Below are 26,283 nucleotides of genomic sequence, written 5' to 3' on the forward strand. Positions count from 1 at the left end.
CGGAGCAGCCGGGACGTGCCGCGCACCGAGTCGCACCGAGTCCGTGCGGCTGACGTCCTGGGCGTCCGTGACCGGACGGCCCGGGAGCGGCTATGAGACTCCTCCGGCATGCGCTCCATCGTCACCGATGGGGCCGGACGACGTTATGCCTGACCCGCTGTACGGAGGAAAACAGGTCGAGCGACCCCCCTGAGCCGCGCAACCGCAAGTCAGACGCCCTTTGCGGCCGGTTCAAGGATCGCGACGCACTCCACGTGGTGCGTCATCGGGAACAGATCGAACGCCCGGAGCGTCCGCACCCGGTAGCCGCCCTCGCGGAAGTAGCCCAGGTCGCGGGCCAGCGCGGCGGGGTCGCAGGCGACGTAGGCGATGCGGCGGGCGCCGAGGGAGGCGAGGTGGGTGACCGTGTTGCGGCCGGCGCCGGCGCGGGGCGGGTCCAGGACGATGAGGTCGGCCTCGGTGATGCCGGTGCGGGGCAGGGCCGACTCGACCTTGCCCTGCTCGATACGGACCCGGGGGAAGCCGGCCAGGTTGTGCCGCGCGTCCTCCACCGCCCGCTTGCCGGACTCGATGCCGAGGACCGCGCCCTGCTCGCCGAGGCGGTCGGCCAGGGCGCCGGCGAACAGGCCCACGCCGCAGTACAGGTCCAGGGCCATTTCGCCCTTGCGCGGCATCAGGCCCTGCATGACGGCCTTGACCAGCGTGTCGGCCGCCTTCGGGTGGACCTGCCAGAAGCCGCCGCTGCCGACGCGGTAGGTGCGGTCGTCGGCACGTTCACGCACGAAGGCGCGGCCGTGGACGCGGTGGATGCCGCCGTCGTTCTCCTCGACGCGCATGACGGAGACGGGCCTGTCCAGCTCGACGAGCGGCAGTCGTGCCCCGGGCCGCGGCTCCAGGATCACCATGCGGTCCTGGGATCCCGTCGCGGCGATCGCCTCGACGGAGGCCATGCCGGACCAGTCCCGGTCCTCGATGCCGAGTTCGCTGACGCCGGCCGCCGCGATCATGCAGTGGTCGATCGGTTCGACCTCGTGCGAGCGGTGGCGGCGCAGTCCGGCGTTGCCGTCGGCGTCCACCGCGTACTGCACCCGTGTCCGCCACTGCGGCACCTGGCCCGCCGGCAGCTTGTCGCCCTCGGCCGGGAGGACGGTGCCGTCCCAGCCCGCCTCCTCGGGGGTGAGGCCGGCGAGCCGCTGGAGCTGTTCGGCGATGACGTCGGCCTTGAGCCTGCGCTGGGCGCCCGGCTTGGCGTGCTGCCAGTCGCAGCCGCCGCAGCGACCGGGCCCCGCGAAGGGGCAGGGGGCCTCGATGCGGTCCTTGGAGGCCTCGACGATGTGCACCGCGTCGGCGCGCAGGTAGCGGGCGCCCTGCTCGCCCTCCGTGACCCGGGCCACGACCCGCTCGCCGGGCAGCGCGTGCCGGACGAACAGCACCTGTCCCTCGGACGTACGGGCGATGCAGTGGCCGCCGTGGGCGACGGGGCCGATCTCGACCTCGTACTCCTCACCCACCAGGGACGTGCTCGGTTCTGCCTGCATGGTGGGGTGACTCCAGATCGGGAAGCGGGAAGGCGGTGCGAGGAAGGCCGCACACCGGTGGGCCGGACAACAGCCCACCAGTCTACGGCCTTCCCGTCGCGCCTCAGTCCTTGCCCGACGGCTCCTTGGGCCGCATCACGGCCGGGCCGCGCCGGACCGCGCCCGGTGCGTTCCACTCCTGCCGCTTACGGGCCCGCAGCTTGGCCGCCTCCGAGGACTGGAGCTGGTACGGCACCGAGGTCACCATGACGCCCGGGGTGAACAGCAGGCGGCCCTTCAGGCGCAGGGCGCTCTGGTTGTGCAGCAGGTGCTCGTACCAGTGGCCGACGACGTACTCGGGGATGATCACGGAGACCGCGTCGCGCGGGGACTCCTTGCGCAGGCTCTTGACGTACTCGATCACCGGGCGGGTGACCTCGCGGTACGGCGAGTCCAGGACCTTCAGCGGTACGTCGATCCCGCGCCGCTCCCACTCCTCGCGCAGCGCCTTGGTCTCGGCCGGGTCCACGTTGACGGTGAGCGCCTCCAGGGTGTCGGAGCGCATCAGCTTGGCGTAGGCCAGGGCGCGGAGCGTCGGGCGGTGGATCTTGGAGACCAGGACGACGGAGTGGACGCGGGAGGGGCGGACCATGTCGTCGCTCGGGCCCTCGGGGGCGGCGATCTCCCCGGCGACGCGGTCGTAGTGCTTCCGGATCGCGGTCATCGTGGCGTAGAAGATGCACATGCCGAGCAGGGCCACCCAGGCGCCGTGGGTGAACTTGGTGACCAGCACGACGACGAGCACCAGGCCGGTGAAGAAGGCGCCGAACGTGTTGATCGCGCGGGAGCGGATCATGTGGCTGCGCTTGGCCGGGTCGGTCTCGGCCGCGAGGTGGCGGTTCCAGTGCCGGACCATGCCGGTCTGGCTGAGCGTGAAGGACACGAACACGCCGACGATGTAGAGCTGGATCAGGCGGGTGGAGTCGGCGCCGTAGAGGAACACGAGCAGCATCGCCGCTCCGGAGAGCAGCACGATGCCGTTGGAGAAGGCGAGGCGGTCGCCGCGGGTGTGCAGCTGGCGCGGCAGGTAGCGGTCCTGGGCGAGGATCGAGCCGAGCAGCGGGAAGCCGTTGTAGGCCGTGTTGGCGGCCAGGAACAGCACCAGCGCGGTGGCGGCGGCCAGGACGACGAACAGGAAGCTGCCCTTGCCGAAGACCGCCTCGGCGACCTGGGAGATCACCGGGTTCTGCACGTAGCCACCGCCGAGCGGGACACCGTGGTGCAGCAGGTCGGTCGCGGGGTTCTCGGCCATGCGGACCTTGGTGGTCATGGCGAGCGCGATGATGCCACAGAACATGGTGACGGCCAGCAGGCCCATCATGGCGAGCGTGGTGGCGGCGTTCTTCGACTTCGGCTTGCGGAAGGCGGGGACGCCGTTGGAGATCGCCTCGACGCCGGTGAGGGCCGCACAGCCGGAGGAGAAGGCGCGCAGCAGCAGGAAGACGAGCGCGAAGCCCGCGAGCCCCTGATGCTCGGCCCTGATGTGGTAGTCGGCGGTCGGGGCGCGCATGGTGTCGCCCAGGAACAGCCCGCGGAAGGCGCCCCAGGCGATCATGATGAAGACGCCGCCCACGAAGACGTACGTCGGGATCGCGAAGAGTTTGCCGGACTCCTTGACGCCGCGCAGGTTCATCAGCGTCAGCAGGATGATCACGGCGGCGGCGCAGAGCACCTTGTGCTGGACCACGTAGGGGATCGCGGAGCCGAGGTTCTCGATGCCGGAGGCGATGGAGACGGCGACGGTCAGCACGTAGTCGACGAGCAGGGCGCTGGCCACGGTGAGGCCGGCCTTGGGGCCGAGGTTGGTGGTGGCGACCTCGTAGTCACCGCCGCCGCTCGGGTAGGCGTGCACGTTCTGCCGGTAGGAGGCGACCACGGTGAACATCAGCACCACGACCGCGACGGCGATCCAGGGGCTGAAGTGGTACGCCGACACGCCCGCGATGGACAGGACCAGCAGGACCTCCCCCGGCGCGTAGGCGACGGAGGACAGCGGGTCGGAGGCGAAGACGGGGAGTGCGATGCGCTTCGGCAGGAGCGTCTCGCCCAGCCGGTCACTGCGCAGTGCGCGCCCGATCAGGATCCGTTTGGGCACGTCGGTCAGTTTGGACACGAGAGAGGATCGTAAGCCTTCGAACTGGCACCCGCCCACCCGGCATGCTCGATATGCCTCACGAGTGAATTCGGGGGCGCACGGAACTGCGGATTCCGTAGTCCGGGTGCCCTGCGTGCCTAGATGGCAAACCCCGCCAGTCATCGCACTCCGGAGGTGCCATGCCCGCGACCGCGGAGCTGATCGGGGCGGCGCTCGCCCTCGCCGCCCTCGGAATCCTCACCCTGTGCAGCGTGCGCAGCATCACTCGCCGGCGACTTCCCCCGGTCCCGGCACAGGGGTGCCGCCCGGGCAGCGCCCGTGTGTAGCTTTGGGCGTCGGTCTGAGACCCTGATGCTCAGCAGCAACTTTGGACACCGGAAGGACGGTCGTGCACATCGTCATCATGGGCTGCGGGAGAGTGGGTTCCGCTCTCGCCCAGACCCTGGAGCAACAGGGACACACGGTCGCAGTGATCGACCAGGATCCCACCGCCTTCCGCCGGCTGGGCCCGGGATTCGGCGGCCGCCGGGTCACCGGCGTCGGCTTCGACCAGGACACCCTGCGCGAGGCGGGCATCGAGGAAGCCGGTGCCTTCGCCGCCGTCTCCAGCGGTGACAACTCCAACATCATCTCCGCGCGCGTGGCCCGTGAGATGTTCGGCGTGCAGAACGTCGCCGCCCGCATCTACGACCCCCGTCGCGCCGAGGTCTACCAGCGCCTGGGCATCCCCACCGTGGCCACGGTCCGCTGGACCGCGGACCAGATGCTGCGCCGCCTGCTGCCCTCCGGGGCCGAGCCGCTGTGGCGCGACCCCACCGGCGGGGTGCAGCTCGCCGAGGTGCACGCCTCCCCGAAGTGGGTCGGTCACAAGATCAGCAGGCTCCAGGACGAGACGGGCGTGCGGGTGGCGTTCCTGACCCGGCTCGGCGAGGCGATCCTGCCCACCTCGCAGACGGTGCTCCAGGAGGGCGACCTCGTGCACGTGATGATGCGGACGGACGACGTGGAGAAGGTCGAGGCGGCGTTCGCCGGTGGCCCGGAAGAGGAGAGCGGTCACTGATGAGGGTCGCCATTGCCGGGGCCGGCGCCGTCGGCCGCTCGATCGCGGGCGAACTGCTCGAGAACGGCCACGAAGTCCTGCTGATCGACAAGGCGCCGACCGCCATCTCGGTCGAGCGCGTCCCGCAGGCGGAGTGGCTGCTCGCCGACGCCTGCGAGATCACCTCCCTGGACGAGGCGGCGTTGCAGCGCTGCAACGTCGTGATCGCCGCGACCGGCGACGACAAGGTGAACCTGGTCGTCTCGCTGCTCGCCAAGACGGAGTACGGCGTTCCGCGCGTCGTGGCCCGCGTGAACAACCCCAAGAACGAGTGGCTGTTCAACGAGGCCTGGGGCGTCGACGTCGCCGTCTCCACCCCGCGCCTGATGTCCGCCCTGGTCGAGGAGGCGGTGAGCGTCGGCGACCTGGTCCGCCTGCTCCGCTTCAGCCACGGTGACGCGAACCTGGTGGAGCTGACCCTGCCGGAGGAGTCGGCCCTGGCCGGCACCCAGGTCGGCGACGTGGAGTGGCCGCAGGACACCTCCCTGGTCACGATCATCCGCGGCACCCGCGTGCTGACCCCGTCCGGGGAGGACTCCCTGGAAGCGGGCGACGAACTCCTCTTCGTGGCCGCACAGGCCCGGGAGGAGCAGCTGGAGGAGCTGCTGTCGGTACGCCGGGAAGAGGCCTGACCGTCTCCCGCGGCAGGCGGCCCGGCCACCAGCGCCTGTCCGTCAGCTGGCGGTACGGCACAGGCGGCGTACGGCCCGCGGCAGGCGGCGGGGCGTAGGCGGCGGGTACGGTCGGCGGCGGTACGTCCGCAGCAGGCGGCAGGCAGCTGTCGTAGGCGACCGGCCACAGGTGGTGGTCGGCCCGGTGGCAGGCCAGCGGCAGCAGGCGCCCGGCCGACCGGCGGCCGTACCGCCCGGCAGACAACAGCCGGCCACAGGCGCTGGTCGCCCCGGCAACAGACGCAGACGCAGGCGACCAGCCACAGCCGGCGGCCGGGCCCGGCAGCAGACGGCAGGCAGCGGCGGCAGTGCCCGGCCACCCGCGGCGGTACCACCCCGCAGCAGGCAGCCGGCCGCAGGCGCTGGTCGCCCCGCCAGCGGGCGCAGGCCGCACGCACGCAGCGGTGGTACGGCGAAGGGCGCTCCTGGATGGCCAGGGGCGCCCTTCGCCGTCGTAGGACCTCGCTCACGCCTCCCGGCGGTGCCGTCCACCCGTCGGCTCGCCGCTCTCCGCGGCCAGGGCGGCCGCGCGCTCCTTCGCCGCCTTCTCGGCCTTCTCCTCGGCCTCCATCTCCGCGAAGACGTCGATGGGAGCCGGCGCCTTGGCGAGGAAGACCCAGGTCAGCCAGACCGCCAGCAGGAACGGCGGGATCTTCAGGGCGATGAGGATCCAGCCGAGCTGGGTGGTGTCGGCCCACCAGTACAGCGGGAAGAGGATCGCGCACTTGGCGAGCAGGATCAGGCCCCAGGCCCAACTGGCCTTGGCGTACGCCTTTTTTCGGCCCGGGTTACGGGTGCGCCAGGAGAGGTTCTCCTTGAACACCGGGCCGAGGATCAGGCCGATCAGGGGCACACCGGCGAGGGTCGTGACGATGTACGCCACCGCCAGGCCCAGTGTGTAGATCATGCCGGGGAGGTAGAAATCCTTGGCGTTGCCCGTGAACATCGCGAACACGACGCCGAAGGCCACGCCGAAGACACCGCTGAAGGCGTGCTTGACGGTGTCCTTCATGGCCAGCCGGACCACGACCAGCACCAGCGACACGACCAGCGCGGCGATCGCCGAGAGGTGCAGGTCCTTGTTGATCGTGAAGATCGTGACGAAGAGCAGGCCCGGCACGACCGTTTCGACCATGCCACGGACACCGCCGAACGCCTCGAACAGCGCGGCCTCCGTCACCGCGCGGGCGTCGTCCGGTCGGGGGCCACCTGGCTCGGTCACGCCCGACGGGGGCTGGTCGGTGTCTTCGGTCGGCTTGTCGAGGGACGTCACCGGCTACTCCCGTCCGAGGGGTCGCAGTTCGTATTTCGGGTTGAACAGCACCCGGCGGCCCCGGCTCATCGAGATCCGGCCCGATGCGATCAGCTTGCGCCCCGGTTCTATGCCCACGATGGAACGCCTGCCGAGCCACACCACGTCCAGCGCGGCGGAGCCGTCGAACAGCTCGGCCTCCAGGGCCGGGACGCCGGCGCGCGGGCGCAGGGTGACCGTGCGCAAGGTACCAGTTACCGTGACGATCTGCCGGTCGCGGCAGTCGTCGATCTTCGTGCACCCCGCCGTCTCGGCGTCCTCGCGCAGCTCCTCGGACTCCAGGTCCTCCTGCGACGAGGAGAGCCGGTCGAGCATGCGCCGGAACCGGCCGGCCGGCTTTTCGGAACGAGGAACAGCACTCATACCTGAAGCGTACCGGGGTGCACGGACAGGACCGCGGCGCAGCTCACTTCCCCACGGCCGCCGCGGCGAACGACCGCCGCCTCACTTCTCGAACCGGTAACCCATGCCCGGCTCGGTGATGAAGTGCTTCGGGTGCGAGGGGTCCGCCTCCAGCTTCCTGCGCAGCTGGGCCATGTACACCCGCAGGTAGTTGGTCTCGGTGCCGTACGACGGCCCCCACACCTCCTGGAGCAGCTGCTTCTGGCCGACCAGGCGGCCGGTGTTGCGGACCAGCACCTCCAGCAGGTGCCACTCGGTGGGGGTGAGCCGCACGTCCCTGCCGCCGCGGTGCACCTTCTTGGCGGCCAGGTCGACGGTGAACCCCTCGGTCTCCACGGTCGTCAGGTCGTCCCCGCCGGGCCCGGCCGGCTCGGCCCGGCGGACGGCGGCGCGCAGCCGGGCCAGCAGCTCGTCCATGCCGAAGGGCTTGGTGACGTAGTCGTCGGCGCCGGCGTCCAGCGCCTCCACCTTCTCGTCGGAGGAGTGCCGCGCGGAGAGCACCAGGATCGGTACGCGGGTCCAGCCGCGCAGGCCCCTGATCACCTCGACGCCGTCCATGTCGGGCAGGCCGAGGTCGAGGACGACGACGTCGGGGTGGCGGGAGGCGGCGAGTTCGAGGGCGGTCCCGCCGTCGGAGGCGGCGTCGGCCTCGTACCCGCGCGCCTTGAGGTTGATCACGAGGGCCCGCACGATCTGCGGCTCGTCGTCGACCACGAGCACCCGGGTCGTCATAGGACCTGCCTTTCCGGTTGTGCGATGTCCGTGCCCGCGCCTGCCTCGGTGCCGGGCTCCCCGCCGTCCGCCGTCCCCGCGCCGCCGTCGCAGGCACCGGAACGCGGTCCCGCCGCGCGCAGGGTCAGCACCATGGTGAGCCCGCCGCCCGGCGTGTCCTCGGCGTCGAGGGTGCCGCCCATGGCCTCGGCGAAGCCTCGGGCGACGGCGAGGCCGAGTCCGACGCCGGCGCCGCGCGGGGCGTCACCGTAGCGCTGGAACGGCTCGAAGATACGGTCCTTGGCCTCGTCCGGCACGCCCGGCCCGCAGTCCACCACCCGTACCTCCACGCGGTCGGCGAGGGCACTGGCGGCGACCAGGACGCGCCGCCCGCGCGGGCTGTACTTGACGGCGTTCTCCACCAGGTTGGCCACCGACCGCTCCAGCAGCCCGGGGTCGACGGCGACCATGGGCAGCGTCTCGGGCACGTCCAGTCCGACGCTGTCCTCGGGTACGCCCCCGAGCGCCATCGGTACGACCTCGTCGACGTCGATCTCCCGGATCAGCGGGGTGACCGTACCGGTCTGGAGGCGGGACATGTCGAGCAGGTTGCCGACGAGGTGGTCGAGGCGGTCCGCGCCCTCCTCGATGCCCGCCAGCAGTTCCGCCTCGTCCTCCTCGGACCAGGCCACGTCGGCCGAGCGCAGGGAGGACACGGCGGCCTTGATGCCGGCCAGCGGAGTGCGCAGGTCGTGGCTGACGGCGGCCAGCAGGGCGGTGCGGATGCGGTTGCCCTCGGCGAGCGCGCGGGCCCGGTCGGCCTCCTCCCGCAGACGCCTGCGGTCCAGCACGACGGCTGCCTGGGCGGCGAAGGCGGCGAGCACCCGGCGGTCCTCGGCGGGCAGCACCCGGCCGGTGAGGGCGAGCGCCATGTGGCCGCCGACGGGCATGTCGACGTCGGCGTCCTCCGGGCGCTCCAGCGGGGGCCCGAAGCCGGCGCGCCCCGCACAGGTCCAGGGCGCGACGTCGCTCTCCCGTTCCAGCAGTGCGGCCGACTCCATGGCGAAGGTCTCGCGGACCCGCTCCAGCAGCTCCTCCAGGCCGGTCTCGCCGCGCAGCACGTTCCCGGCGAGGAAGGAGAGGATCTCCGCCTCGGCGCGCAGCCGGGCGGCCTGGTGGGTGCGCCGGGCGGCGAGGTCGACCACCGAGGCGACCGACATGCCGACCCCGAAGAAGATCGCGATGGCGACGATGTTCCTGGGGTCGGCGACGGTCAGCCGGTGCAGCGGCGGGGTGTAGAAGTAGTTCAGCAGCAGCGAACCGAGGGCCGCCGAGGCGAGGGCGGGCAGCAGGCCGCCGAGCAGGGCCGCGGCGACGGTGACGGCCAGGAACAGCAGCATGTCGTTGGCGAGGCCGAGGCCGACGGTGTTCAGCAGCACCGCGAGGACGACCGGGCCGGCCAGGGCGACGGCCCAGCCCCGCACGACCCGGGTGCGCCCGAGTCGCCCGCCGCGCGCGACGGGCAGCCCACGGCCCTTGGCGACCTCCTCGTGGGTGACGATGTGCACGTCCAGGTCGGAGCCGGAGTCCCGGGCGACCGTCGCGCCGACACCGGGTCCGAAGACGTACTGCCAGGGCTTGCGGCGCGAGGAGCCCAGCACGATCTGGGTGGCGTTCACCCCGCGCGCGAAGTCGAGCAGGGCGGCCGGTATGTCATCGCCGGCCACGTGGTGGAAGGTGCCGCCCAGGTCCTCCACGAGGGTGCGCTGGACGGCCAGCTCCGTCGGAGAGGCGGAGGTCAGGCCGTCGCTGCGGGTGATGCAGACGGCGAGGACCTCGCCGCCGGCGCCCTTCTCGGCGAGCCGGACCGCCCGGCGGATGAGGGTGCGCCCCTCGGGGCCGCCGGTCAGGCCCACCACGATCCGCTCCCGCGAGCCCCATATCGTCGACACCCGGTGCTCGCTGCGGTAGGCGGTGAGGTGCTCGTCGACCCGGTCGGCCACCCACAGCAGCGCCAGCTCGCGCAGGGCGGTGAGGTTGCCGGGGCGGAAGTAGTTGGAGAGGGCCGCGTCGACCTTGTCCGGCTGGTGGATGTTGCCGTGGGCCATGCGGCGGCGCAGGGCCTGCGGGGACATGTCGACCAGCTCGATCTGGTCGGCCCGGCGTACCACCTCGTCGGGGACGGTCTCGCGCTGCCGTACCCCGGTGATCGACTCCACGACGTCGCCGAGTGACTCCAGGTGCTGGATGTTGACGGTGGAGACGACGTCGATGCCGGCGGCGAGCAGTTCCTCCACGTCCTGGCGGCGCTCGGCGTTGCGCGAACCCGGGACGTTGGTGTGGGCGAGTTCGTCGACGAGGGCGACGGCGGGCCGGCGGCGCAGCACGGCCTCGACGTCCATCTCGCCGAAGGTGGCACCCCGGTGGTCCAGCTGCCGCGGCGGCACCACTTCCAGGCCGTGCAGCATCATCTCGGTGCGCGGCCGGCCGTGGTGCTCGACGAACGCGACGACGCAGTCGGTGCCCCGCTCGATCCGGCGGTGCGCCTCGGCGAGCATCGCGTAGGTCTTGCCCACGCCGGGTGCCGCGCCCAGGTAGATCCGTAGCTTGCCGCGTGCCATGGCCTCATTGTCTTCCCGTGCCCGTTGCCTACGCAGCGTCGACCCTATGGCCCGGACTCCCGGCCGACCGGACGGAATCGGGGGCGACGGGCAACTTTGACGCAACCCTGACGAGCACGCCGCGGCGCACCACGCACACCGGGCCGTACCCCCGCGGGGGTACGGCCCGGTGTCACGGCAAAGGCGTGGAGCGGCTAGCGGACCTCGGTGATCTCCGGTCCGCGCTGGAGCTGTCCCATACCGCCGCCGAAGCGTGAGCCCTCGTCCTCCTGCTGGACGCCCTCGGGGACCATCTGGGCGTCGTTGGGCAGCTTCAGGACGATGGGGTCGCGCGGGGCCATCGGGCCCTCGCCGCGGACCACGACCGTGTCGCGGAAGATCTGCTCCAGCAGCCCGGCGGCCTGCGGCTGCACGGCGCCCTGGCCGGAGATCACACCGCGCAGGAACCAGCGCGGGCCGTCCACACCGACGAACCGGACGACCTGGAAGCCGCCGGTGCCGTCGGGCAGCTGCACCGGCACCTGGGCGCGCAGCTCCCAGCCGAGCGGGCCCTCGACCTCGTCGACGATGCCACCCTGCTGGGTGATGCCGCTGCCGATCTCCTCGCGGACCTCGCCCCAGATGCCCTCGCGCTTGGGCGCGGCGAACGCCTGGAGCTGGATGGCGCTGTCGCGCAGCACGACGGTCGCGGCGACGATCGCGTCACCGGCGACCTCGACCCGCAGCTCCATGCCGTCGACGCCCGGTACGAACAGACCGCCGAGGTCGACGCGGCCCTCGGCCGGGTCCCGCACCTCGCTGCTGTCCCAGGGCCCGTCGGGCCGGGGCCCGGGCTCCAGCCGGACGCGCTCTCGCTCGCGCTCGGCCTCCTCTACGTCCGCCTCGGTGTCGACGCTGTCGACGACCTGCTCGGCCTCGCCGGCCGCTTCCTCGGCGGCACCCTTCGTCTTGCGACGTCCGAACACGTCACTGTCCTTCCCGGTCGGATACGACCGAAGCGTATCGATTCCCACCCGTCGGACCGCCTTCGGCGGCCTGACCGCTTGCGCCGCTCTCGCCGCCCACCGCGGCATGGCCACCGGTGGACCCGAAGCCCCCTTCGGCCCGCGCCGAGCCGGGAAGTTCCGCGACCTCCTGGAAGCGGACCCTCTCGACCTGCTGGACGACCAGTTGGGCAATCCGGTCGAAGCGCTCGAACCGCACGCTCTCGCGCGGGTCGAGATTCACCACGATCACCTTGATCTCTCCACGGTACCCGGCATCGACCGTCCCCGGGGCATTCACGAGGGCGACACCGCAGCGGGCGGCGAGGCCGGAACGCGGATGCACGAAGGCCGCGTACCCCTCGGGCAGAGCGATCGACACCCCCGTGGGCAGGACGGCCCGTTCGCCGGGGCCGAGCACGCATGCCTCGGTGGTACGCAGGTCGGCTCCGGCGTCCCCGGGATGCTCGTACGCCGGAAGCGGCACGTCCGGATCGACGCGCCGGATCTGCACATCAAGGGGGCCGCGGCCGGCCGGGCCCGCCGCGGTCACGGGTTCACCTCGAAGGCACGGGTACGGCGGATCTGATCGGGGTCCTCCATGGCCGCCCGGATCTCCTCGCCGCGGCCGTGGTCGATGAAGTGGTCGACCTTGACCTCCACGAAGAGGGCGTCGGCGCGGACGGCGACCGGTCCGTCGGGGCCGCCGATGCGTCCGGTGGCGGTGCAGTAGATCTTCCGCCCGGCGACGGCGGTCACCTCGGCCTCCAGGTGCAGCGTGGTGCCGACCGGGACGGGCCGGACGAAGTCCGTCTCCAGCCGTCCCGTCACGGCGATGGTGCGCAGCAGCCAGTTCAGCGAACCGAGGGTCTCGTCCAGGGCCGTGGCCAGCACTCCGCCGTGCGCGAGGCCGGGGGCGCCCTGATGGGCGGGCTGGACGGTGAACTCGGCGGTCAGCGTGACGCCCTCGCCGGCGCGGGCCTCCAGGTGCAGTCCGTGCGGCTGCCCGGGACCACAGCCGAAGCAGTGTTCGTAATGGGCGCCGAGAAGCTCCCCGGGCGCGGGCGCGTCGGGGTGCCGTACCGGTTTCACCGCGTCGGCGGGAGGCTGAAGAGCTGCGGAACTACCACTCACAGCCGCAGACCTTACCCGTGCGTCGGGCCTGTGCGGATCCCGTGCCAAGCTTGGCCTCATGCAGCTCTCCGCCACCCCCTACGAAGAACGCCTCACCGCCCCCCGTTCGTGGTGGCTGATCAGCTTCCTGGTCGGCGTCTCCTTCGCCCTGATCCTGCTCCCCTTCGGCACTCTGCCGCTGCTCGGCGGGCTGGTCGGCGGGACGGCCGCCGCGGCGGTGGTGGCCAGCGCCTACGGCTCGCCGCGCATCCGGGTCGTGGGCGACTCCCTGGTCGCGGGCGAGGCGAGGATCCCGGTGTCGGCGCTGGGCTCGGCGCAGGTGCTGGACGCGGAGGAGGCGCGCGCCTGGCGTACGTACAAGGCCGACACCCGCGCCTTCCTGCTGCTGCGCGCGTACATCCCGACGGCGTTGCGCGTGGAGGTCACGGATCCGCAGGACCCGACGCCGTACCTGTACCTGTCGACGCGTGAGCCGGAGAAGCTGGCGGCGGCGATCGAGGCGGCCCGCACGGCGAACGCCTGAGGCGGTACGGGGCGCGTCCGAGAGGTCCGGTCCGCCTCGGGCCCAGCCGCCGGGGGCGCCCTGACCGTGGCTCCTACAGCCCCTCGGGAAGCTCGCGCAGCGACAGCGGATCCGCCGGCTTCTCCAGCGGCGGCAGCTCCGCCAGCTCGTCCCAGGGCACCTGGATGCGGCGCAGGTCGGCCCGGATCCGGGCCGCGAGCTTTCTGGTGTCCCGGCGGTTCATGACCGCTCCGACCGCGGCTCCCACCATGAACGGCGTCAGGTTGGGCAGGTTGCGGACCATCCGCTTCATGATCTGCCGGCGCAGTTCGCGTTTCATCCGGCCGCCGAGGGCCGTGTCGTACGTCGACGGTTTCGTCACGTCGATGCCGCGCTCCCCCGACCAGGAGGACAGATACGCGGTGCTGCGGGCTCTGAGCCCGCCCGGCGCACGGACGCCGTAGACCTCGTGCAGTTCGGCGATGAGTTTCAGCTCGATCGCGGCGACCCCGGTGATCTCCGCGGCGAGTTCGGTCGGCATCGCCGGCGGCACGGGCAGCATCGCCGCCGCTCCGATCCCGGCTCCGACCGTCGAGGTGCCGGCCGCCGCGCCCGCGACCAGCTTGTCGGCCAGCTCCTCGGGCCCGAGTCCGGGGAACTGCCTGCGCAGGGTCGTGAGGTCGCGTACGGGCACCCGGGGCGCGATGTCGATGATGCGGTCCGCGACGTACGCCAGCCCCGCGCGGGCGTGGCCGCCGCCCTTGCGGGCCCCTTCCCGGGCGAGGTCCCGGGCCCTGCGGCGCGCGACCACGGCCCGGTGCCGTGCGACGGGCGTGGGCTCCCGCACCGGCACCGGCAGGTCGTCCCTGTCGGCCACCGGTCCGGGCGAGGCCCCCGCCCCGGGTGAGCCCCGCTCGTCGTCACGCGCGCCGTGCGAGCCGTCGGACGGCCCTTGGTCCGCTTTCCGGAAGGAGAAGCGGCGCTTCCGCGGAGGGGTCGAGCCAGACACGGCCGACCCGTCCTCAGTCGCAGTCGCGGCAGATCGGCTGACCGTTCTTCTCCCGGGCCAGCTGGCTGCGGTGGTGCACCAGGAAGCAGCTCATGCAGGTGAACTCGTCCTGCTGCTTGGGCAGCACCCGGACGGCCAGCTCCTCGTTCGAGAGGTCCGCTCCGGGCAGTTCGAGGCCCTCGGCGGCCTCGAACTCGTCGACGTCCACCGACGAGGTGGACTTGTCGTTCCGCCTGGCCTTCAGCTCTTCAAGGCTGTCCGAGTCGACGTCGTCGTCGGTCTTGCGTGGAGTGTCGTAATCGGTTGCCATATCGCTCTCCCCCTCTGGGTGGTCTGCGGTGTCTCCAGCGCACGTAACGCGTGAGAGGCCGGACTTGTGCCCGACCTGAGGCGGAGATTTTGCCTCACATCAAGGTCTGTTACTCAATCGACACCCGATCCGACCCGTCGAGCGTGATCGGCTTGGATGGCGGTGAGGACCGTACACGGTTCGGATGCCGCACCTCAAAGGCGCCTCACCGTGTACTTCCCGTGATCAAGTGCCCTGAAAACCAGGACGTTCCCGGCTTTCCACCTACGGCCATGATCACTCTGCGTACATGAACGGAATTTCGTCCATGTGATCGAACACACAAGGAGAACCCTGCGCGGTGGTCGGAAAATTCCGCGCGAAGCGAACAACCTCCGCGCGTGTCGGTCGCCCGTCACACCGGCAGGGCGACACGCATCACCAGGCCACCGCCTTCCCGGGGCCTTGCCAGGATGTGCCCGCCGTGCGCGCGGGTCACCGACCGGACGATCGACAGACCGAGACCCACGCCCTTGTCGCTGCCCGTGCGCTCCGTGCGCAGCCGCCGGAAGGGCTCGAAGAGGTTGTCGATCTCGTACGCGGGCACCACCGGGCCGGTGTTGGAGACGGTGAGCACAGCCTGCCCGTGCTCGACCTCGGTATGCACCTCGACCCAGCCGTGCTCGGCCACGTTGTAGCGCACCGCATTCTGCACGAGATTCAGGGCGATCCGCTCCAGCAGCACGCCGTTGCCCCGCACGACGGCCGGTTTGCGCTCACCGCGGATCTCGACCCCCTTGGCCTCCGCCTCGGCATGCACCTGATCGACGGCCTGCGTCGCGACCTCGGCCAGGTCGACGGGCTTGCGCTCGACGATCTGGTTGTCGCTGCGGGCGAGCAGCAGCAGTCCCTCGACCAGCTGCTCGCTGCGCTCGTTGGTGGCGAGCAGGGTCCTGCCGAGCTGCTGGAGCTCGACGGGCGCGTCCGGATCCGACAGATGCACCTCCAGGAGCGTGCGGTTGATCGCCAGCGGGGTGCGCAGTTCGTGCGAGGCGTTGCCGACGAAGCGCTGCTGGGCGGTGAAGGCCCGTTGCAGCCGTTCCAGCATGTCGTCGAAGGTGTCGGCCAGCTCCTTCAGCTCGTCGTCCGGGCCGTCCAGCTCGATCCGGCGGGACAGGTCCGAACCGGCCACCTGCCGGGCGGTACGGGTGATCCGGCCGAGCGGGGAGAGCACGCGGCCGGCCATCGCGTAACCGAACGCGAAGGCGATCACGGCGAGCCCGAGCAGGGCCAGCAGCGAGCGGCTGAGCAGGTTGTCCAGGGCCTCCTGGCGCTGGTGGCCCACACACCGGCTGATCGCGTCCTTGAAGTCCTCCAGGGGCAGGCTCGTGGTGTTGATCGCGGGGCAGTTGTCGCTGGAGACCTGGAGCTTCTGGAAGCTGACGATCTTGAAAAGCGGCTGGTTCCCGGTGCTGATCGCCTGGGCGGCCAGCAGATAGATGATCGACAGCAGCAGGATGCCGGCGATCAGGAACATGCCGCCGTACAGCAGTGTGAGCCGTATGCGGATGGTCGGGCGCAGCCACGGGAAGGGGGGCTGTGCCCTGCTGGGGTCCCAGGTGGGTTTCGGCGGCGCCTGCGGGGGCGCGGGGGAGGCGGCCACGGCCGGTCAGATCCGGTAGCCGGAGCCGGGGACCGTGACGATGACGGGCGGCTCGCCCAGTTTGCGGCGCAGGGTCATGACCGTCACGCGCACCACGTTGGTGAACGGATCGGTGTTCTCGTCCCACGCCTTCTCCAGCAGCTGCTCCGCGGAGACCACCGCGCCCTCGCTGCGCATCAGCACCTCCAGGACCGCGAACTCCTTGGGCGCGAGCTGGATCTCCCTGCCGTCGCGGAAGACCTCGCGGCGGTTGGGGTCGAGCTTGATGCCGGCCCGCTCCAGGACCGGGGGCAGCGGCACGCTGGTCCGGCGGCCGAGGGCACGCACGCGCGCGATCAGCTCGCTGAACGCGAACGGCTTGGGCAGATAGTCGTCGGCGCCGATCTCCAGACCCTCGACCCGGTCGCTGACGTCACCGGAGGCGGTGAGCATGAGCACGCGCGTGGGCATGCCCAGCTCGACGATCTTGCGGCAGACGTCGTCGCCGTGCACGAGCGGGAGGTCGCGGTCGAGCACGACCACGTCGTAGTCGTTCACGCCGATGCGTTCCAGGGCGGCCGCACCGTCGTACACGACGTCGACGGCCATGGCCTCCCGGCGCAGTCCGGTGGCCACCGCATCGGCGAGCAGCTGCTCGTCCTCGACGACGAGTACGCGCACGTCGCTTGTCCTTCCTGTGTCCACCCGCGCGGCGCGCCGTGGGCGCCCCGCGGGCAGGAGTGTTCGTGGAATGTGGCCCCCATCCTGCCCTTTTCGGCCGTAAGTCGGCTGTAAGACGAGGTCCGGACCGCAGGAATCCGGGTGCCGGCGGAGAAACGCGAGACTTTCTGCTCCGTCCGAGGTTTCCGGGGAACGGCGTGGGGGGAGGACGGCTTTACACCCCGCGATCACGCTCTGCATGTGCCGCAGCACCATGTGGTACTTCTCGGTCCGCTTCGCAGAGTGGGCGTGGGTGTCCGGCACCGTCGCCGCCCGGCCGGGCAGCGCTGGGCACCTGCGAGAGACGTGATCACCCCTTCCACACCCGGCACACCCCCGTGCCACCGACCCACGACCCATGACGAGGGGGCGCAGCATGGACGCTTTCACCGCGGGACTTCTCCAGCGCATAAGGGCGACGGAGTCCGATCTGTCGCGGGCTCGTGACGAGGGCGACGACTTCCTGGTCGAGGTGGAGCAGGCAGAGCTGGACGACCTGCGACGCCTCGCCGCCGAACACGGCGTGGAGGTCGGCGCGTCACGCGTCTGACCTGCTCGAGAGTGCGACAGCGGGGCCCCCGGCGAATCCAGCGCCGGGGGCCCTCGCTTTCCCCGGGCCCTTCCGGGCCGGGCGTCAGTCGTGCCAGGCGCCGAAGTCCTCCAGCAGCCGCTGGAGGGGCTCGAAGACCCCTGGCGCGCCCGCCACCGTCAGGTCACGTGAGGGGCGCTCTCCGGGGCGGCCACCGGTCAGGGCGCCCGCCTCCCGGGCGATCAGGTCCCCCGCCGCGACGTCCCACGGGTGGAGTCCGCGTTCGTAGTACCCGTCGAGCCGGCCGCAGGCCACGTCGCACAGGTCGACCGCCGCCGAGCCGCTGCGCCGGATGTCCCGCACCAGCGGGATCAGCCGGCCGGCCACCTCGGCCTGGTGGGCGCGGACCTCGGTGACGTAGTTGAAGCCGGTGGAGACCAGTGCCTGGTCCAGCGGGGGTGCGGGGCGGCAGGCGAGCGCCCGCTCGCCCTGCCACGCGCCGGTGGCCCACGCGCCGCCGCCGCGCACGGCGTGGTACGTCTCGCCGCGCATCGGCGCCGCCACGACCCCGGCGACGGTCTCGCCGTCCTGCTCGGCCGCGACGGACACCGCCCAGGTCGGCAGTCCGTACAGGTAGTTGACGGTGCCGTCGAGGGGGTCGATCACCCAGCGGATGCCGCTCGTGCCCTCGGCGGAGGCGCCCTCCTCGCCGAGGAAGCCGTCGTCGGGGCGCCGCCCGGAGATCAGATCGGTGATCAGTTTCTCCGCCGCGATGTCCATCTCGGTGACGACGTCGATGGGGCTGGACTTGGTCCTGGCCACGGCCAGGTCGGCGGGGCGGCCGTCGCGCAGCAGTTCGCCGGCGCGGCGGGCGGCCTCCTGGGCGAGGGCGAGCAGGTCCCGGTGCAGGGCGTCGGTCACGGGTCTCCTCACGCGTAGGGGCTGTCGGCGCCCGCGGCGGCCGGTCGGGGGGCGCGGGCCGGGCAGCAGCCGGCCGGGCACACGTGGTGGCTCGGGCCGAGGGCACCCAGGGCGCAGGGGGTGACCCGGCCGCCGCGTTCCACGGTGGCCCGTTCCAGGACCAGCTCGCGGACGGCCGCCGCGAACCGCGGGTCGGCGCCCACGGTGGCCGAGCGGCGCACCGGCAGGCCCAGCTCCTCGGCCTTGGCCGTCGCCTCGGTGTCGAGGTCGTAGAGGACCTCCATGTGGTCGGAGACGAAGCCGATGGGGGCCATGACGACGGCGGGGACGCCCGCCGCGTGCCGCTCCTCCAGGTGGTCGCAGATGTCGGGTTCCAGCCACGGGATGTGCGGGGCGCCGGAGCGGGACTGGTAGACGAGCCGCCAGGGGTGGTCGACGCCGGTGCGCTCGCGGACGGCTTCGGCGATCAGCCGGGCCACGTCCAGGTGCTGCGCGACGTAGGCTCCGCCCTCGCCGTGGGCCTCGGCCGGACCGGAGGTGTCGGCGGCGGCGGTCGGCACGGAGTGGGTGGTGAAGGCGATGTGGGCGCCCGCGCGGACGTCCTCGGGGAGGTCGGCGAGGGAGCGCAGCACGCCGTCGGTCATGGGCTCGACGAAACCGGGGTGATTGAAGTAGTGCCGCAGCTTGTCGACCGCCGGCAGCGGAACACCCTCGGCCTCCAGGGTGGCCAGTGCGTCGGCCAGATTCTCACGGTACTGGCGGCAGCCGGAGTAGGAGGCGTAGGCGCTGGTGGCGAGGACCAGGACGCGGCGGCGGCCGTCGGCGGCCAGCTCGCGCAGGGTGTCCGTCAGATAGGGCGCCCAGTTGCGGTTCCCCCAGTACACCGGCAGGTCCAGGCCGTGATCGGCGAAGTCCTTGCGCAGGGCGTCCAGCAGGGCGCGGTTCTGGTCGTTGATGGGGCTGACCCCGCCGAAGAGGAAGTAGTGCTGTCCGACTTCCTTGAGGCGTTCCTTCGGGATGCCGCGCCCGCGCGTGACGTTCTCCAGGAAGGGGACCACGTCGTCCGGGCCTTCGGGGCCGCCGAAGGAGAGCAGGAGCAGGGCGTCGTAGGGGCTGGCATCGAGCGCGTCTGGCATGTCTCGATCCTGCCACCCGGCACCGGCGGCGGGGAAACAGCGGGACGTAGAGTCGTGTTGCGGGTGTTTTGATCCGCTTTCCCCGGGCCTGACGCACGGTGCGATTAGGAGAACCTAACTTGTAAGCTGTATCAGCCGTCATGGCGCCTTACCGAGCCGCTCCGGAGACCACGTGCCCAGCCCCTACAGAGCCCTGTTCGCCGAGCCCGGCACCAAGGCCTTCTCCGCCGCGGGATTCCTCGGCCGGATGCCGCTGTCGATGATGGGCATCGGCGTGGTCACGATGGTCTCCCAGCTCACCGGGCGCTACGGCCTCGCGGGCGCGCTGTCGGCCACCATCGCGCTCTCCGCCGCCGCGCTGGGGCCGCGGATCTCGCGGCTGGTGGACCGGCACGGGCAGCGCCGGGTGCTGCGCCCCGCGACCCTGGTGGCGCTGGCCGCGGCGGCCGGGCTGCTGCTCGCCGCGCACCTGCGGTGGCCGGACTGGGTGCTGTTCGTGTGCGCCGCCGGGATCGGCTCGGTGCCCAGCCTGGGCGCGATGATCCGGGCCCGGTGGGCGGCGCTGTACCGGGGCACCCCGAAGCTGCACACCGCCTACTCGTTCGAGTCGGTCGTGGACGAGATCTGCTTCGTCGTCGGGCCGATCCTCTCCATCGGCCTGTGCACGGCGTGGTTCCCGGAGGCGGGCCCCCTGCTGGCCGCCTGTTTCCTGGCGGCCGGCGTCTTCTGGCTCACCGCCCAGCGCGCCACCGAGCCCGAGCCGCATCCGCGCGAGCGGCACGCCGACGGCAGCGCCCTGCGCTCGGCGGGGCTGCGGGTACTGGTGGCGACCTTCGTGGCGACCGGCACGATCTTCGGAGCGGTGGACGTGGTCACGGTCGCCTTCGCCGACGAGCGCGGCCACAAGGCCGCGGCGAGCCTGGTCCTGGCGCTGTACGCGGCCGGTTCCGGTACGGCGGGCGCCGTCTTCGGGCTGCTGCGCTTCACCGGGGCGCCGGAACGCCGCTGGCTGCTGGGCGTCACGGCCATGGCCGTGAGTATGATCCCCCTCCTACTGGTCGGAAACCTGCCGCTTCTGGCCGTGGCGCTGTTCGTTTCGGGGCTGTCCATCGCACCGACGATGATCACGACGATGTCCCTCATCGAAGAGCACGTACCTCGCGCGCAGCTCACCGAGGGCATGACCTGGGTGAGCACCGGTCTCGCGGTCGGTGTCGCGCTCGGCTCCTCCCTGGCCGGCTGGGTGATCGACGCAGCCGGGGCGCGGGCCGGGTACGGGGTCCCGGTGGCGTCCGGGGCCGTCGCGGTCGTGGTGGGTTTCCTCGGGTACCGCCGGCTGCGCAGGCCGGCCTCGGGTCGGGGAGGCACCGTTGGTCAGCACAACGAGCGGGAAGAACGGCACCTGGCGTAACTGGGGCGGCAACGTCTCCGCCCGGCCCGCCCGGCAGGTCGCACCGGCCTCGGTGGAGGAGCTGGCCGCGGCGGTGCGCCGGGCCCGCGAGGACGGCCTGAAGGTGAAGGCGGTGGGAACCGGCCACTCCTTCACGTCGATAGCCGCCACCGACGGTGTGTTGATACGTCCTCAACTGTTGACGGGCATACGTGACATCGACCGTGCGTCCATGACCGTCACGGTGGAGGCGGGCACCCCGCTCAAGAGACTCAACGCCGCCCTCGCGCGCGAGGGCCTGTCGCTCACCAACATGGGCGACATCATGGAACAGACCGTCTCCGGGGCCACCAGCACCGGCACGCACGGCACGGGCCGCGAGTCGGGCTCGATCGCCGCGCAGATCAAGGCACTGGAACTCGTCACGGCGGACGGCTCGGTGCTCACCTGCTCCGAGCAGGAGAACCCGGACGTCTTCGCGGCGGCCCGCGTCGGCCTGGGCGCCCTCGGCATCGTCACCGCCCTCACCTTCGCCGTGGAACCGCTCTTCCTGCTCACCGCGCGCGAGGAACCGATGCCCCTCGAGCGCGTCCTCGCCGAGTTCGACCAGCTGTGGGCCGAGAACGAGCACTTCGAGTTCTACTGGTTCCCGCACACCGGCAGCACCAACACCAAGCGCAACAACCGCAGCGCGGGTCCCGAGCGGCCGGTGGGCCGGCTGGCCGGCTGGTTCGAGGACGAGTTCCTCTCCAACGGCGTCTTCCAGGTGGCCCAGTGGGCCGGCCGCGCCGCTCCCGCCACCGTCCCGGCGATCGCCCGGGTCTCCAGCAGGGCGCTGTCCGCGCGGACGTACACGGACATCCCGTACAAGGTCTTCACCTCGCCGCGCCGGGTCCGGTTCGTGGAGATGGAGTACGCCGTCCCGCGCGCGGCGCTGACCGAGACGCTGCGCGAACTGAAGGCCGTGGTCGACCGCTCGGGCCTGCGGGTGAGCTTCCCGGTGGAGGTGCGCACCGCGCCGGCCGACGACATCACCCTGTCGACCGCGTCGGGCCGGGACAGCGCCTACATCGCCGTGCACATGTTCCGGGGGACGCCCTATCAGGCGTACTTCACCGCCGCCGAGCGCGTCCTCACCGCGCACGAGGGACGCCCGCACTGGGGCAAGGTCCACACGCGGGACGCGGATTACCTCGCCCGGGTGTACCCGCGCTTCGGCGAATTCACCGCGCTGCGGGACCGCCTCGACCCGGAGCGGCTCTTCCAGAACGACTACGTGCGCAGGGTGCTCGGCGCGTAGGCACCGAACCACGTGCCCAGGGCACTCGGCACGTAGGCGCCGAACTGGCCCGGCGGCTCTGGCACTTGACTGCCCCCGGAGCCACGGGCGAAACCATGGAATCGTTTCCGGGGAAGCGCGTGACGTTCGCCACGTACGAGATCGAGTGAAGCGGTTGCGCGCGGCCAAGTCGCAGCCCTCGCGAGAAGTTGGGCGGCGCGCCGATCCACGCACTTGGCCCGAATGGAGTACTGTGGCGAGCCCTGGGTCCGGCCTCCCACCAGGGTGCCCGCGGGCTTGCAGGACCGCCGGGAGGAGGCTGGTTGCACAGGGTGACCGCGATTGGTCACTTAGCGTTGCGAACAGGTAACCGTGCCATAACGGCGGCCCCGGGCCCGTGCCCGACACGCCGGGCAACTCGGCAAGGTTGTGGCAGGCTGAACCCGGGCAGGCCACACTCGACTAGCGGAAGCAGCGACGCACGTGACGTCGGCAGGCACCACCCGGGAGGTCCCCATGCCCGAACTGCGTGTCGTGGCCGTCTCGAATGACGGCACACGGCTGGTGCTGAAGGCTGCCGATTCCACGGAGTACACACTTCCGATCGACGAGCGGCTGCGCGCCGCCGTGCGCGGCGACCGGCCACGCCTCGGGCAGATCGAGATCGAGGTCGAGAGCCATCTGCGCCCGCGTGACATCCAGGCGCGGATACGGGCCGGTGCCACCGCGGAGGAGGTCGCGCAGCTCGCCGGCATCCCCGTCGACCGGGTACGGCGCTTCGAGGGCCCCGTGCTGGCCGAGCGCGCCTTCATGGCGGAGCGGGCCCGCAAGACCCCGGTCCGCCGCCCCGGTGAGAACTCCGGCCCGCTGCTCGGCGAGACCGTCCAGGAGCGGCTGCTGCTGCGCGGCGCCGAGAAGGACACCGTGCAGTGGGACTCCTGGCGCCGCGACGACGGCACCTGGGAGGTGCTGCTCGTCTACCGGGTCGCGGGCGAACCGCATTCGGCCAGCTGGACGTACGACCCGCCCCGGCGGCTCGTCCAGGCCATGGACGACGAGGCGCGCTCGCTGATCGGCGAGTCGGACGACCTCGCCGTACCCGAGCCGAGCTTCCCGTTCGTCCCGCGCATCGCCCGGCTGCCGCGCGAGCGGTCGATGGACCGCGCGCTCGAGCGGGTCGACCGGGAGCGGCTCAGCCTGCCCTCGCAGGCGTCCGAGCCGGCCGAGGAGAGCACGGCCGAACGCGACTCGCTGACCAGCCTGCTGGAGGCCGTGCCGAGCTTCCGGGGCGACCTGGTGGTCCCGGAGAGCCCCGCGGAGTCCGTGGAGGAGACCGACGACGAGCCCGTCGCCGAGGAACCCCCGGCGCCCGCCGCGTCGGCCGGTTCCGCCTACGCGGACGTCCTCATGCCGCGCTCCGTCGGCAGTCACCGCGACCGGCTCGTCGGCGCGACCGACCGGCAGGCCGAGGCCGACGGCGTCCGCCCCGGCCGCCGCGCCGCCGTACCGAGCTGGGACGAGATCGTGTTCGGTACCCGCCGCAAGAAGCAGGAGTAGGTTTCCGTACCGGGTGAGGGGGCGCGCGCGTGCCCCCTCAGCCGGCTGCCCTACTGCGGGTCCGCGCCCACCGCCACCGGGCGGGACGGGTCGGAGGACCACTCCGACCAGGAGCCCACGTACAGGGCCGCCGGAACACCCGCCACCGCCAGGGCGAGCACCTCGTGGGCTCCCGAGACGCCCGAACCGCAGTACACACCCACCTCGGTGTCGTCCGAGACGCCCAGGGCCTTGAAGCGGTCCTTGAGTTCCGCCGCGGGCAGGAAGCGGCCGTCGGGACCCACGTTCTCCGTCGTGGGCGCCGACACCGCACCCGGGATGTGCCCGCCGACCCGGTCGACCGGCTCCACCTCACCGCGGTACCGCTCCCCCGCGCGCGCGTCCAGGAGCACGCCCGCGCGGGCCAGGGCCGCGGCCGCCTCCGCGTCCAGCAGCCCCGCGGCCGCCGGCGCGGGCCGGTAGTCGCCCTCGGCCGGGACGGGCGTCTCGGTGGACAGCTCACCCCGCCAGGACGGCAACCCGCCGTCGAGCACCCGCACGTCCGGGTGACCCGTCCAGCGCAGCAGCCACCACGCGCGCGCGGCGGCCCAGCCCTGCCCGCCGTCGTACACCACGACCGGCCGGTCCGACGACACGCCCGCGCGGCGCATCGCGGCACCGAACTCCGCGAGGTCGGGCAGCGGATGGCGGCCGTGCACGCCGGGCGCGGCGGCCAGCTCCCGGTCCAGGTCGACGAAGACCGCGCCGGGGATGTGCCCGGCCGCGTACGCGGCCCGGCCGTCGAAGGCCGGCGCGCCCGCCGCCTTCGCCAGGCTCAGCTGCCAGCGGACGTCCAGCAGGACGGGCGGGTTCGCCCCGGTCAGCTCGTCCGCGAGTCGGGTCGCGGTGATGATGGCTCTCATGGCGTCCATCCATACGCCAGGGGTGGCCGCGGCGTCCAGGTCCGGCTACTCTGCTCCGCCGGACAGGTTCGGTCACATGGCGTATGCGATCGGGCACGGGACGTACAGTCGGCGGACACCGGCCGGCCCTCGTCAGGAAGCACAGAAGACGGCAATCGGGCATCCTTCCGGAGGAAACGCCGGGCGGCGCGGTACGGCCCCGCGGCACCGCGGAGGATGCGGGTACCGGCACGGGCGTGCGCGCCGGCGGCGCGGACACCCTTCCGGGGAGCGGAAGCGACACGGCCACCGTGAAGGGGCCGGGGAGAGAGTGATCGATGACCGAGGCACGGGAACCGGCCGGTCCGCACGCGCGGCGCGCGCCCGGCACACCCTGCTGGGTGAGCCTGATGGCGCACGGGCTGGACGCCACCGAGGAGTTCTACGGTGAGCTGTTCGGCTGGGAGTTCCTGCCGGGCCCGCAGCAGCTCGGCCCGTACGTGCGGGCGCTGCTCGACGGGCGGGAGGTGGCGGGCATGGGTCAGCTGCCGCCGGACCGCCGGCTTCCGGTCGCCTGGACGCCGTACTTCGCCTCGGACGACGTGGACCGGACGGCCGACACGGTGCGGCTGTGCGGCGGGACGGTGGCCGTCGGCCCGCTCGACGCCGCCGAGGCGGGCCGTATGGTGATCGCCTCCGACCCCTCCGGGGCGGTGTTCGGGATCTGGCAGGGCTCCGCGCATCTCGGCACGGCGATCACCGGCGTGCCCGGCACCCCCGTCTGGAACGAGCTGCTCACCTACGAGACGGAGAGCGTCGCCAAGTTCTACACGAGCGTGTTCGGTTACGAGGAGGAGCCGGTGGTCTCCCCCGACTTCGACTACGTGACCCTGCGCCTGGGCGACCGGCCGGTGGCCGGGCTGCACGGGGTGGGCCACGCCATGCCCCGGGACCGGGGGCCGCACTGGCGGACGTACTTCGAGGTCGCCGACGTCGACGAGACGCTGCGGCAGGTGACCGGGCTGGGCGGCCGGATCCTCAGGCCGGCCCACGACGGCCCGCACGGGCGGGTGGCGACGGTCGCGGACCCGGAGGGCGCCGAGTTCTCGGTGGTCCGCGACCCGGGCTGATCCCTCAGGCGGACGCGACCGGCAGGACGTCCGGGGACAGGGCCGCCGCGCGGGCCGACGCGGCGGTCATCCGGCGCCGGTGGTGGCGGCGGCACAGCACCTCGTAGCCGACCTCGCCCGCGGACTGGTTGACATCGCCCACGACGACCTGGGCGCCCTCGACCACCATCGCGCCCCCGACCGTGCGGGCGTTGTGCGTGGCGCGGGCGCCGCACCAGCACAACGCCTCCACCTGGAGCACCTCGATCCGGTCGGCCAGCTCCACGAGCCGCTGGGAGCCGGGGAAGAGCTTGGAGCGGAAGTCGGTGGTGATGCCGAAGGCGAACACGTCCAGGCCGAGGTCGTCCACCACGCGCGCGAGCTGGTCGATCTGCCCGGGCGCGAGGAACTGCGCCTCGTCCGCGATCACATAGTCGGCCCGGCCGCCCTGGGAGAGGTGGTCCACGAGGTACGCGTACAGGTCCTGGCCGTCCTCGACCTCCACCGCGTCGGTGACCAGGCCGAGCCGGGAGGACAGCTTGCCCTCGCCCGCGCGGTCGTCCCGGGTGAAGATCATCCCGGCGAGGCCGCGCGCCGAGCGGTTGTGCTCGATCTGGAGAGCCAGCGTCGACTTCCCGCAGTCCATCGTTCCGGAGAAGAAGACCAGCTCGGGCATGAGGGGTGGAACACCTTTCGGTGAGGGGCGGGGGGCCG

Annotated in this window: 26 protein-coding genes; 9 read left to right on the forward strand and 17 right to left on the reverse strand. The window is 72.2% G+C overall.

What is annotated here, in order from left to right:
- Nucleotides 1-209: 209 nt before the first annotated feature.
- Together AB0F03_RS18520 and AB0F03_RS18525 are read right to left on the reverse strand one after the other, a co-directional pair.
- Entirely contained in the window at nt 210-1,538 is a 1,329-nt protein-coding gene (locus AB0F03_RS18520; RefSeq protein WP_361992690.1) for a TRAM domain-containing protein, read from the reverse strand.
- Between the two features lie 103 nt (nt 1,539-1,641).
- Entirely contained in the window at nt 1,642-3,690 is a 2,049-nt protein-coding gene (locus AB0F03_RS18525) for an APC family permease (RefSeq protein ID WP_361992693.1), read from the reverse strand.
- A 161-nt stretch (nt 3,691-3,851) separates the two neighbouring features.
- Between AB0F03_RS18525 and AB0F03_RS18530 the strand changes: the two genes are divergently transcribed.
- From AB0F03_RS18530 to AB0F03_RS18540, 3 genes are all read left to right on the forward strand, one after another.
- On the forward strand, nt 3,852-3,998 hold the full coding sequence (locus AB0F03_RS18530) for a hypothetical protein (protein WP_361992834.1): 147 nt from the start codon (nt 3,852-3,854) through the stop codon (nt 3,996-3,998).
- 62 nt (nt 3,999-4,060) lie between these two features.
- Entirely contained in the window at nt 4,061-4,732 is a 672-nt protein-coding gene (locus tag AB0F03_RS18535) for a TrkA family potassium uptake protein (protein WP_361992696.1), read from the forward strand.
- The gene (locus tag AB0F03_RS18540; protein ID WP_361992697.1) at nt 4,732-5,403 is read left to right on the forward strand and encodes a TrkA family potassium uptake protein; all 672 of its coding nucleotides are present in this window, start codon (nt 4,732-4,734) and stop codon (nt 5,401-5,403) included. The genes AB0F03_RS18535 and AB0F03_RS18540 overlap by 1 nt, the downstream gene beginning before the upstream one ends.
- Before the next feature lie 505 nt (nt 5,404-5,908).
- On the opposite strand, the gene AB0F03_RS18545 is transcribed toward AB0F03_RS18540, so the two are convergent.
- The 7 genes from AB0F03_RS18545 to AB0F03_RS18575 all read right to left on the reverse strand — a co-directional run bounded on the left by AB0F03_RS18545 (nt 5,909) and on the right by AB0F03_RS18575 (nt 12,605).
- The gene (locus AB0F03_RS18545; protein WP_361992824.1) at nt 5,909-6,664 is read right to left on the reverse strand and encodes a DUF3159 domain-containing protein; all 756 of its coding nucleotides are present in this window, start codon (nt 6,662-6,664) and stop codon (nt 5,909-5,911) included.
- A 54-nt stretch (nt 6,665-6,718) separates the two neighbouring features.
- On the reverse strand, nt 6,719-7,117 hold the full coding sequence (locus AB0F03_RS18550; protein ID WP_361992700.1) for an OB-fold nucleic acid binding domain-containing protein: 399 nt from the start codon (nt 7,115-7,117) through the stop codon (nt 6,719-6,721).
- Nucleotides 7,118-7,198: 81 nt separating this feature from the next.
- Entirely contained in the window at nt 7,199-7,888 is a 690-nt protein-coding gene (locus AB0F03_RS18555) for a response regulator (RefSeq protein ID WP_361992703.1), read from the reverse strand.
- Nucleotides 7,885-10,488 carry a sensor histidine kinase KdpD gene (locus AB0F03_RS18560; protein ID WP_361992706.1) on the reverse strand — a complete coding sequence of 868 codons (2,604 nt, stop codon included), beginning with the start codon at nt 10,486-10,488 and terminating at the stop codon, nt 7,885-7,887. The genes AB0F03_RS18555 and AB0F03_RS18560 overlap by 4 nt, the downstream gene beginning before the upstream one ends.
- Nucleotides 10,489-10,682: 194 nt before the next feature.
- On the reverse strand, nt 10,683-11,453 hold the full coding sequence (locus AB0F03_RS18565; RefSeq protein ID WP_361992708.1) for a DUF3710 domain-containing protein: 771 nt from the start codon (nt 11,451-11,453) through the stop codon (nt 10,683-10,685).
- A 1-nt stretch (nt 11,454) separates the two neighbouring features.
- On the reverse strand, nt 11,455-12,024 hold the full coding sequence (dut, locus tag AB0F03_RS18570; RefSeq protein WP_361992711.1) for a dUTP diphosphatase: 570 nt from the start codon (nt 12,022-12,024) through the stop codon (nt 11,455-11,457).
- On the reverse strand, nt 12,021-12,605 hold the full coding sequence (locus tag AB0F03_RS18575; protein ID WP_361992714.1) for a PaaI family thioesterase: 585 nt from the start codon (nt 12,603-12,605) through the stop codon (nt 12,021-12,023). Before AB0F03_RS18575 ends, dut begins: the two co-directional genes overlap by 4 nt.
- A 58-nt stretch (nt 12,606-12,663) precedes the next feature.
- Here AB0F03_RS18575 and AB0F03_RS18580 point away from each other — a divergent pair, with 58 nt between their 5' ends.
- Nucleotides 12,664-13,128: a DUF3093 domain-containing protein gene (locus AB0F03_RS18580; protein WP_361992717.1), complete on the forward strand. Its 465-nt coding sequence runs from the start codon at nt 12,664-12,666 to the stop codon at nt 13,126-13,128.
- A 73-nt stretch (nt 13,129-13,201) separates the two neighbouring features.
- Here the strand turns inward: AB0F03_RS18580 and AB0F03_RS18585 are convergent, their stop codons facing one another.
- The 4 genes from AB0F03_RS18585 to AB0F03_RS18600 all read right to left on the reverse strand — a co-directional run bounded on the left by AB0F03_RS18585 (nt 13,202) and on the right by AB0F03_RS18600 (nt 16,728).
- Entirely contained in the window at nt 13,202-14,116 is a 915-nt protein-coding gene (locus AB0F03_RS18585; RefSeq protein ID WP_361992720.1) for a hypothetical protein, read from the reverse strand.
- A gap of 13 nt (nt 14,117-14,129) precedes the next feature.
- Complete coding sequence (locus AB0F03_RS18590) at nt 14,130-14,426, reverse strand: DUF4193 domain-containing protein (RefSeq protein ID WP_003997302.1); 297 nt, start codon at nt 14,424-14,426, stop codon at nt 14,130-14,132.
- Nucleotides 14,427-14,820: 394 nt separating this feature from the next.
- Nucleotides 14,821-16,068, reverse strand: coding sequence for a HAMP domain-containing sensor histidine kinase (locus tag AB0F03_RS18595; protein WP_361992722.1), 1,248 nt, complete (start codon nt 16,066-16,068; stop codon nt 14,821-14,823).
- A 6-nt stretch (nt 16,069-16,074) separates the two neighbouring features.
- Entirely contained in the window at nt 16,075-16,728 is a 654-nt protein-coding gene (locus AB0F03_RS18600) for a response regulator transcription factor (protein WP_069778299.1), read from the reverse strand.
- Nucleotides 16,729-17,143: 415 nt separating this feature from the next.
- Between AB0F03_RS18600 and AB0F03_RS18605 the strand changes: the two genes are divergently transcribed.
- The gene (locus tag AB0F03_RS18605; protein ID WP_023546087.1) at nt 17,144-17,317 is read left to right on the forward strand and encodes a hypothetical protein; all 174 of its coding nucleotides are present in this window, start codon (nt 17,144-17,146) and stop codon (nt 17,315-17,317) included.
- Between the two features lie 84 nt (nt 17,318-17,401).
- On the opposite strand, the gene AB0F03_RS18610 is transcribed toward AB0F03_RS18605, so the two are convergent.
- Nucleotides 17,402-18,217, reverse strand: a complete 816-nt coding sequence (locus AB0F03_RS18610) for an inositol monophosphatase family protein (protein ID WP_361992726.1) — start codon at nt 18,215-18,217, stop codon at nt 17,402-17,404.
- An 8-nt stretch (nt 18,218-18,225) separates the two neighbouring features.
- Nucleotides 18,226-19,353: a ferrochelatase gene (locus tag AB0F03_RS18615; RefSeq protein ID WP_361992728.1), complete on the reverse strand. Its 1,128-nt coding sequence runs from the start codon at nt 19,351-19,353 to the stop codon at nt 18,226-18,228.
- Between the two features lie 172 nt (nt 19,354-19,525).
- On the opposite strand from AB0F03_RS18615, the gene AB0F03_RS18620 reads away from it, so the two are divergent.
- The 3 genes from AB0F03_RS18620 (at nt 19,526) to sepH (ending at nt 23,579) form a co-directional block, all read left to right on the forward strand.
- The gene (locus AB0F03_RS18620; RefSeq protein WP_361992731.1) at nt 19,526-20,764 is read left to right on the forward strand and encodes an MFS transporter; all 1,239 of its coding nucleotides are present in this window, start codon (nt 19,526-19,528) and stop codon (nt 20,762-20,764) included.
- Nucleotides 20,724-22,043: a D-arabinono-1,4-lactone oxidase gene (locus tag AB0F03_RS18625; RefSeq protein ID WP_361992734.1), complete on the forward strand. Its 1,320-nt coding sequence runs from the start codon at nt 20,724-20,726 to the stop codon at nt 22,041-22,043. Before AB0F03_RS18620 ends, AB0F03_RS18625 begins: the two co-directional genes overlap by 41 nt.
- Before the next feature lie 495 nt (nt 22,044-22,538).
- Nucleotides 22,539-23,579, forward strand: coding sequence for a septation protein SepH (gene sepH / locus AB0F03_RS18630; RefSeq protein WP_361992736.1), 1,041 nt, complete (start codon nt 22,539-22,541; stop codon nt 23,577-23,579).
- Between the two features lie 50 nt (nt 23,580-23,629).
- Here the strand turns inward: sepH and AB0F03_RS18635 are convergent, their stop codons facing one another.
- Nucleotides 23,630-24,481 carry a sulfurtransferase gene (locus AB0F03_RS18635; protein ID WP_361992739.1) on the reverse strand — a complete coding sequence of 284 codons (852 nt, stop codon included), beginning with the start codon at nt 24,479-24,481 and terminating at the stop codon, nt 23,630-23,632.
- 317 nt (nt 24,482-24,798) lie between these two features.
- Here AB0F03_RS18635 and AB0F03_RS18640 point away from each other — a divergent pair, with 317 nt between their 5' ends.
- Nucleotides 24,799-25,590, forward strand: a complete 792-nt coding sequence (locus AB0F03_RS18640; protein ID WP_361992741.1) for a VOC family protein — start codon at nt 24,799-24,801, stop codon at nt 25,588-25,590.
- A gap of 4 nt (nt 25,591-25,594) precedes the next feature.
- Here the strand turns inward: AB0F03_RS18640 and AB0F03_RS18645 are convergent, their stop codons facing one another.
- Nucleotides 25,595-26,245 (reverse strand): thymidine kinase, encoded by a 651-nt coding sequence (locus AB0F03_RS18645; RefSeq protein WP_361992743.1) that lies wholly within the window; start codon nt 26,243-26,245, stop codon nt 25,595-25,597.
- Between the last annotated feature and the right edge of the window lie 38 nt (nt 26,246-26,283).

It is taken from the genome of Streptomyces sp. NPDC028722, from assembly GCF_040637655.1.
In the GTDB taxonomy this organism is placed as follows: domain Bacteria; phylum Actinomycetota; class Actinomycetes; order Streptomycetales; family Streptomycetaceae; genus Streptomyces.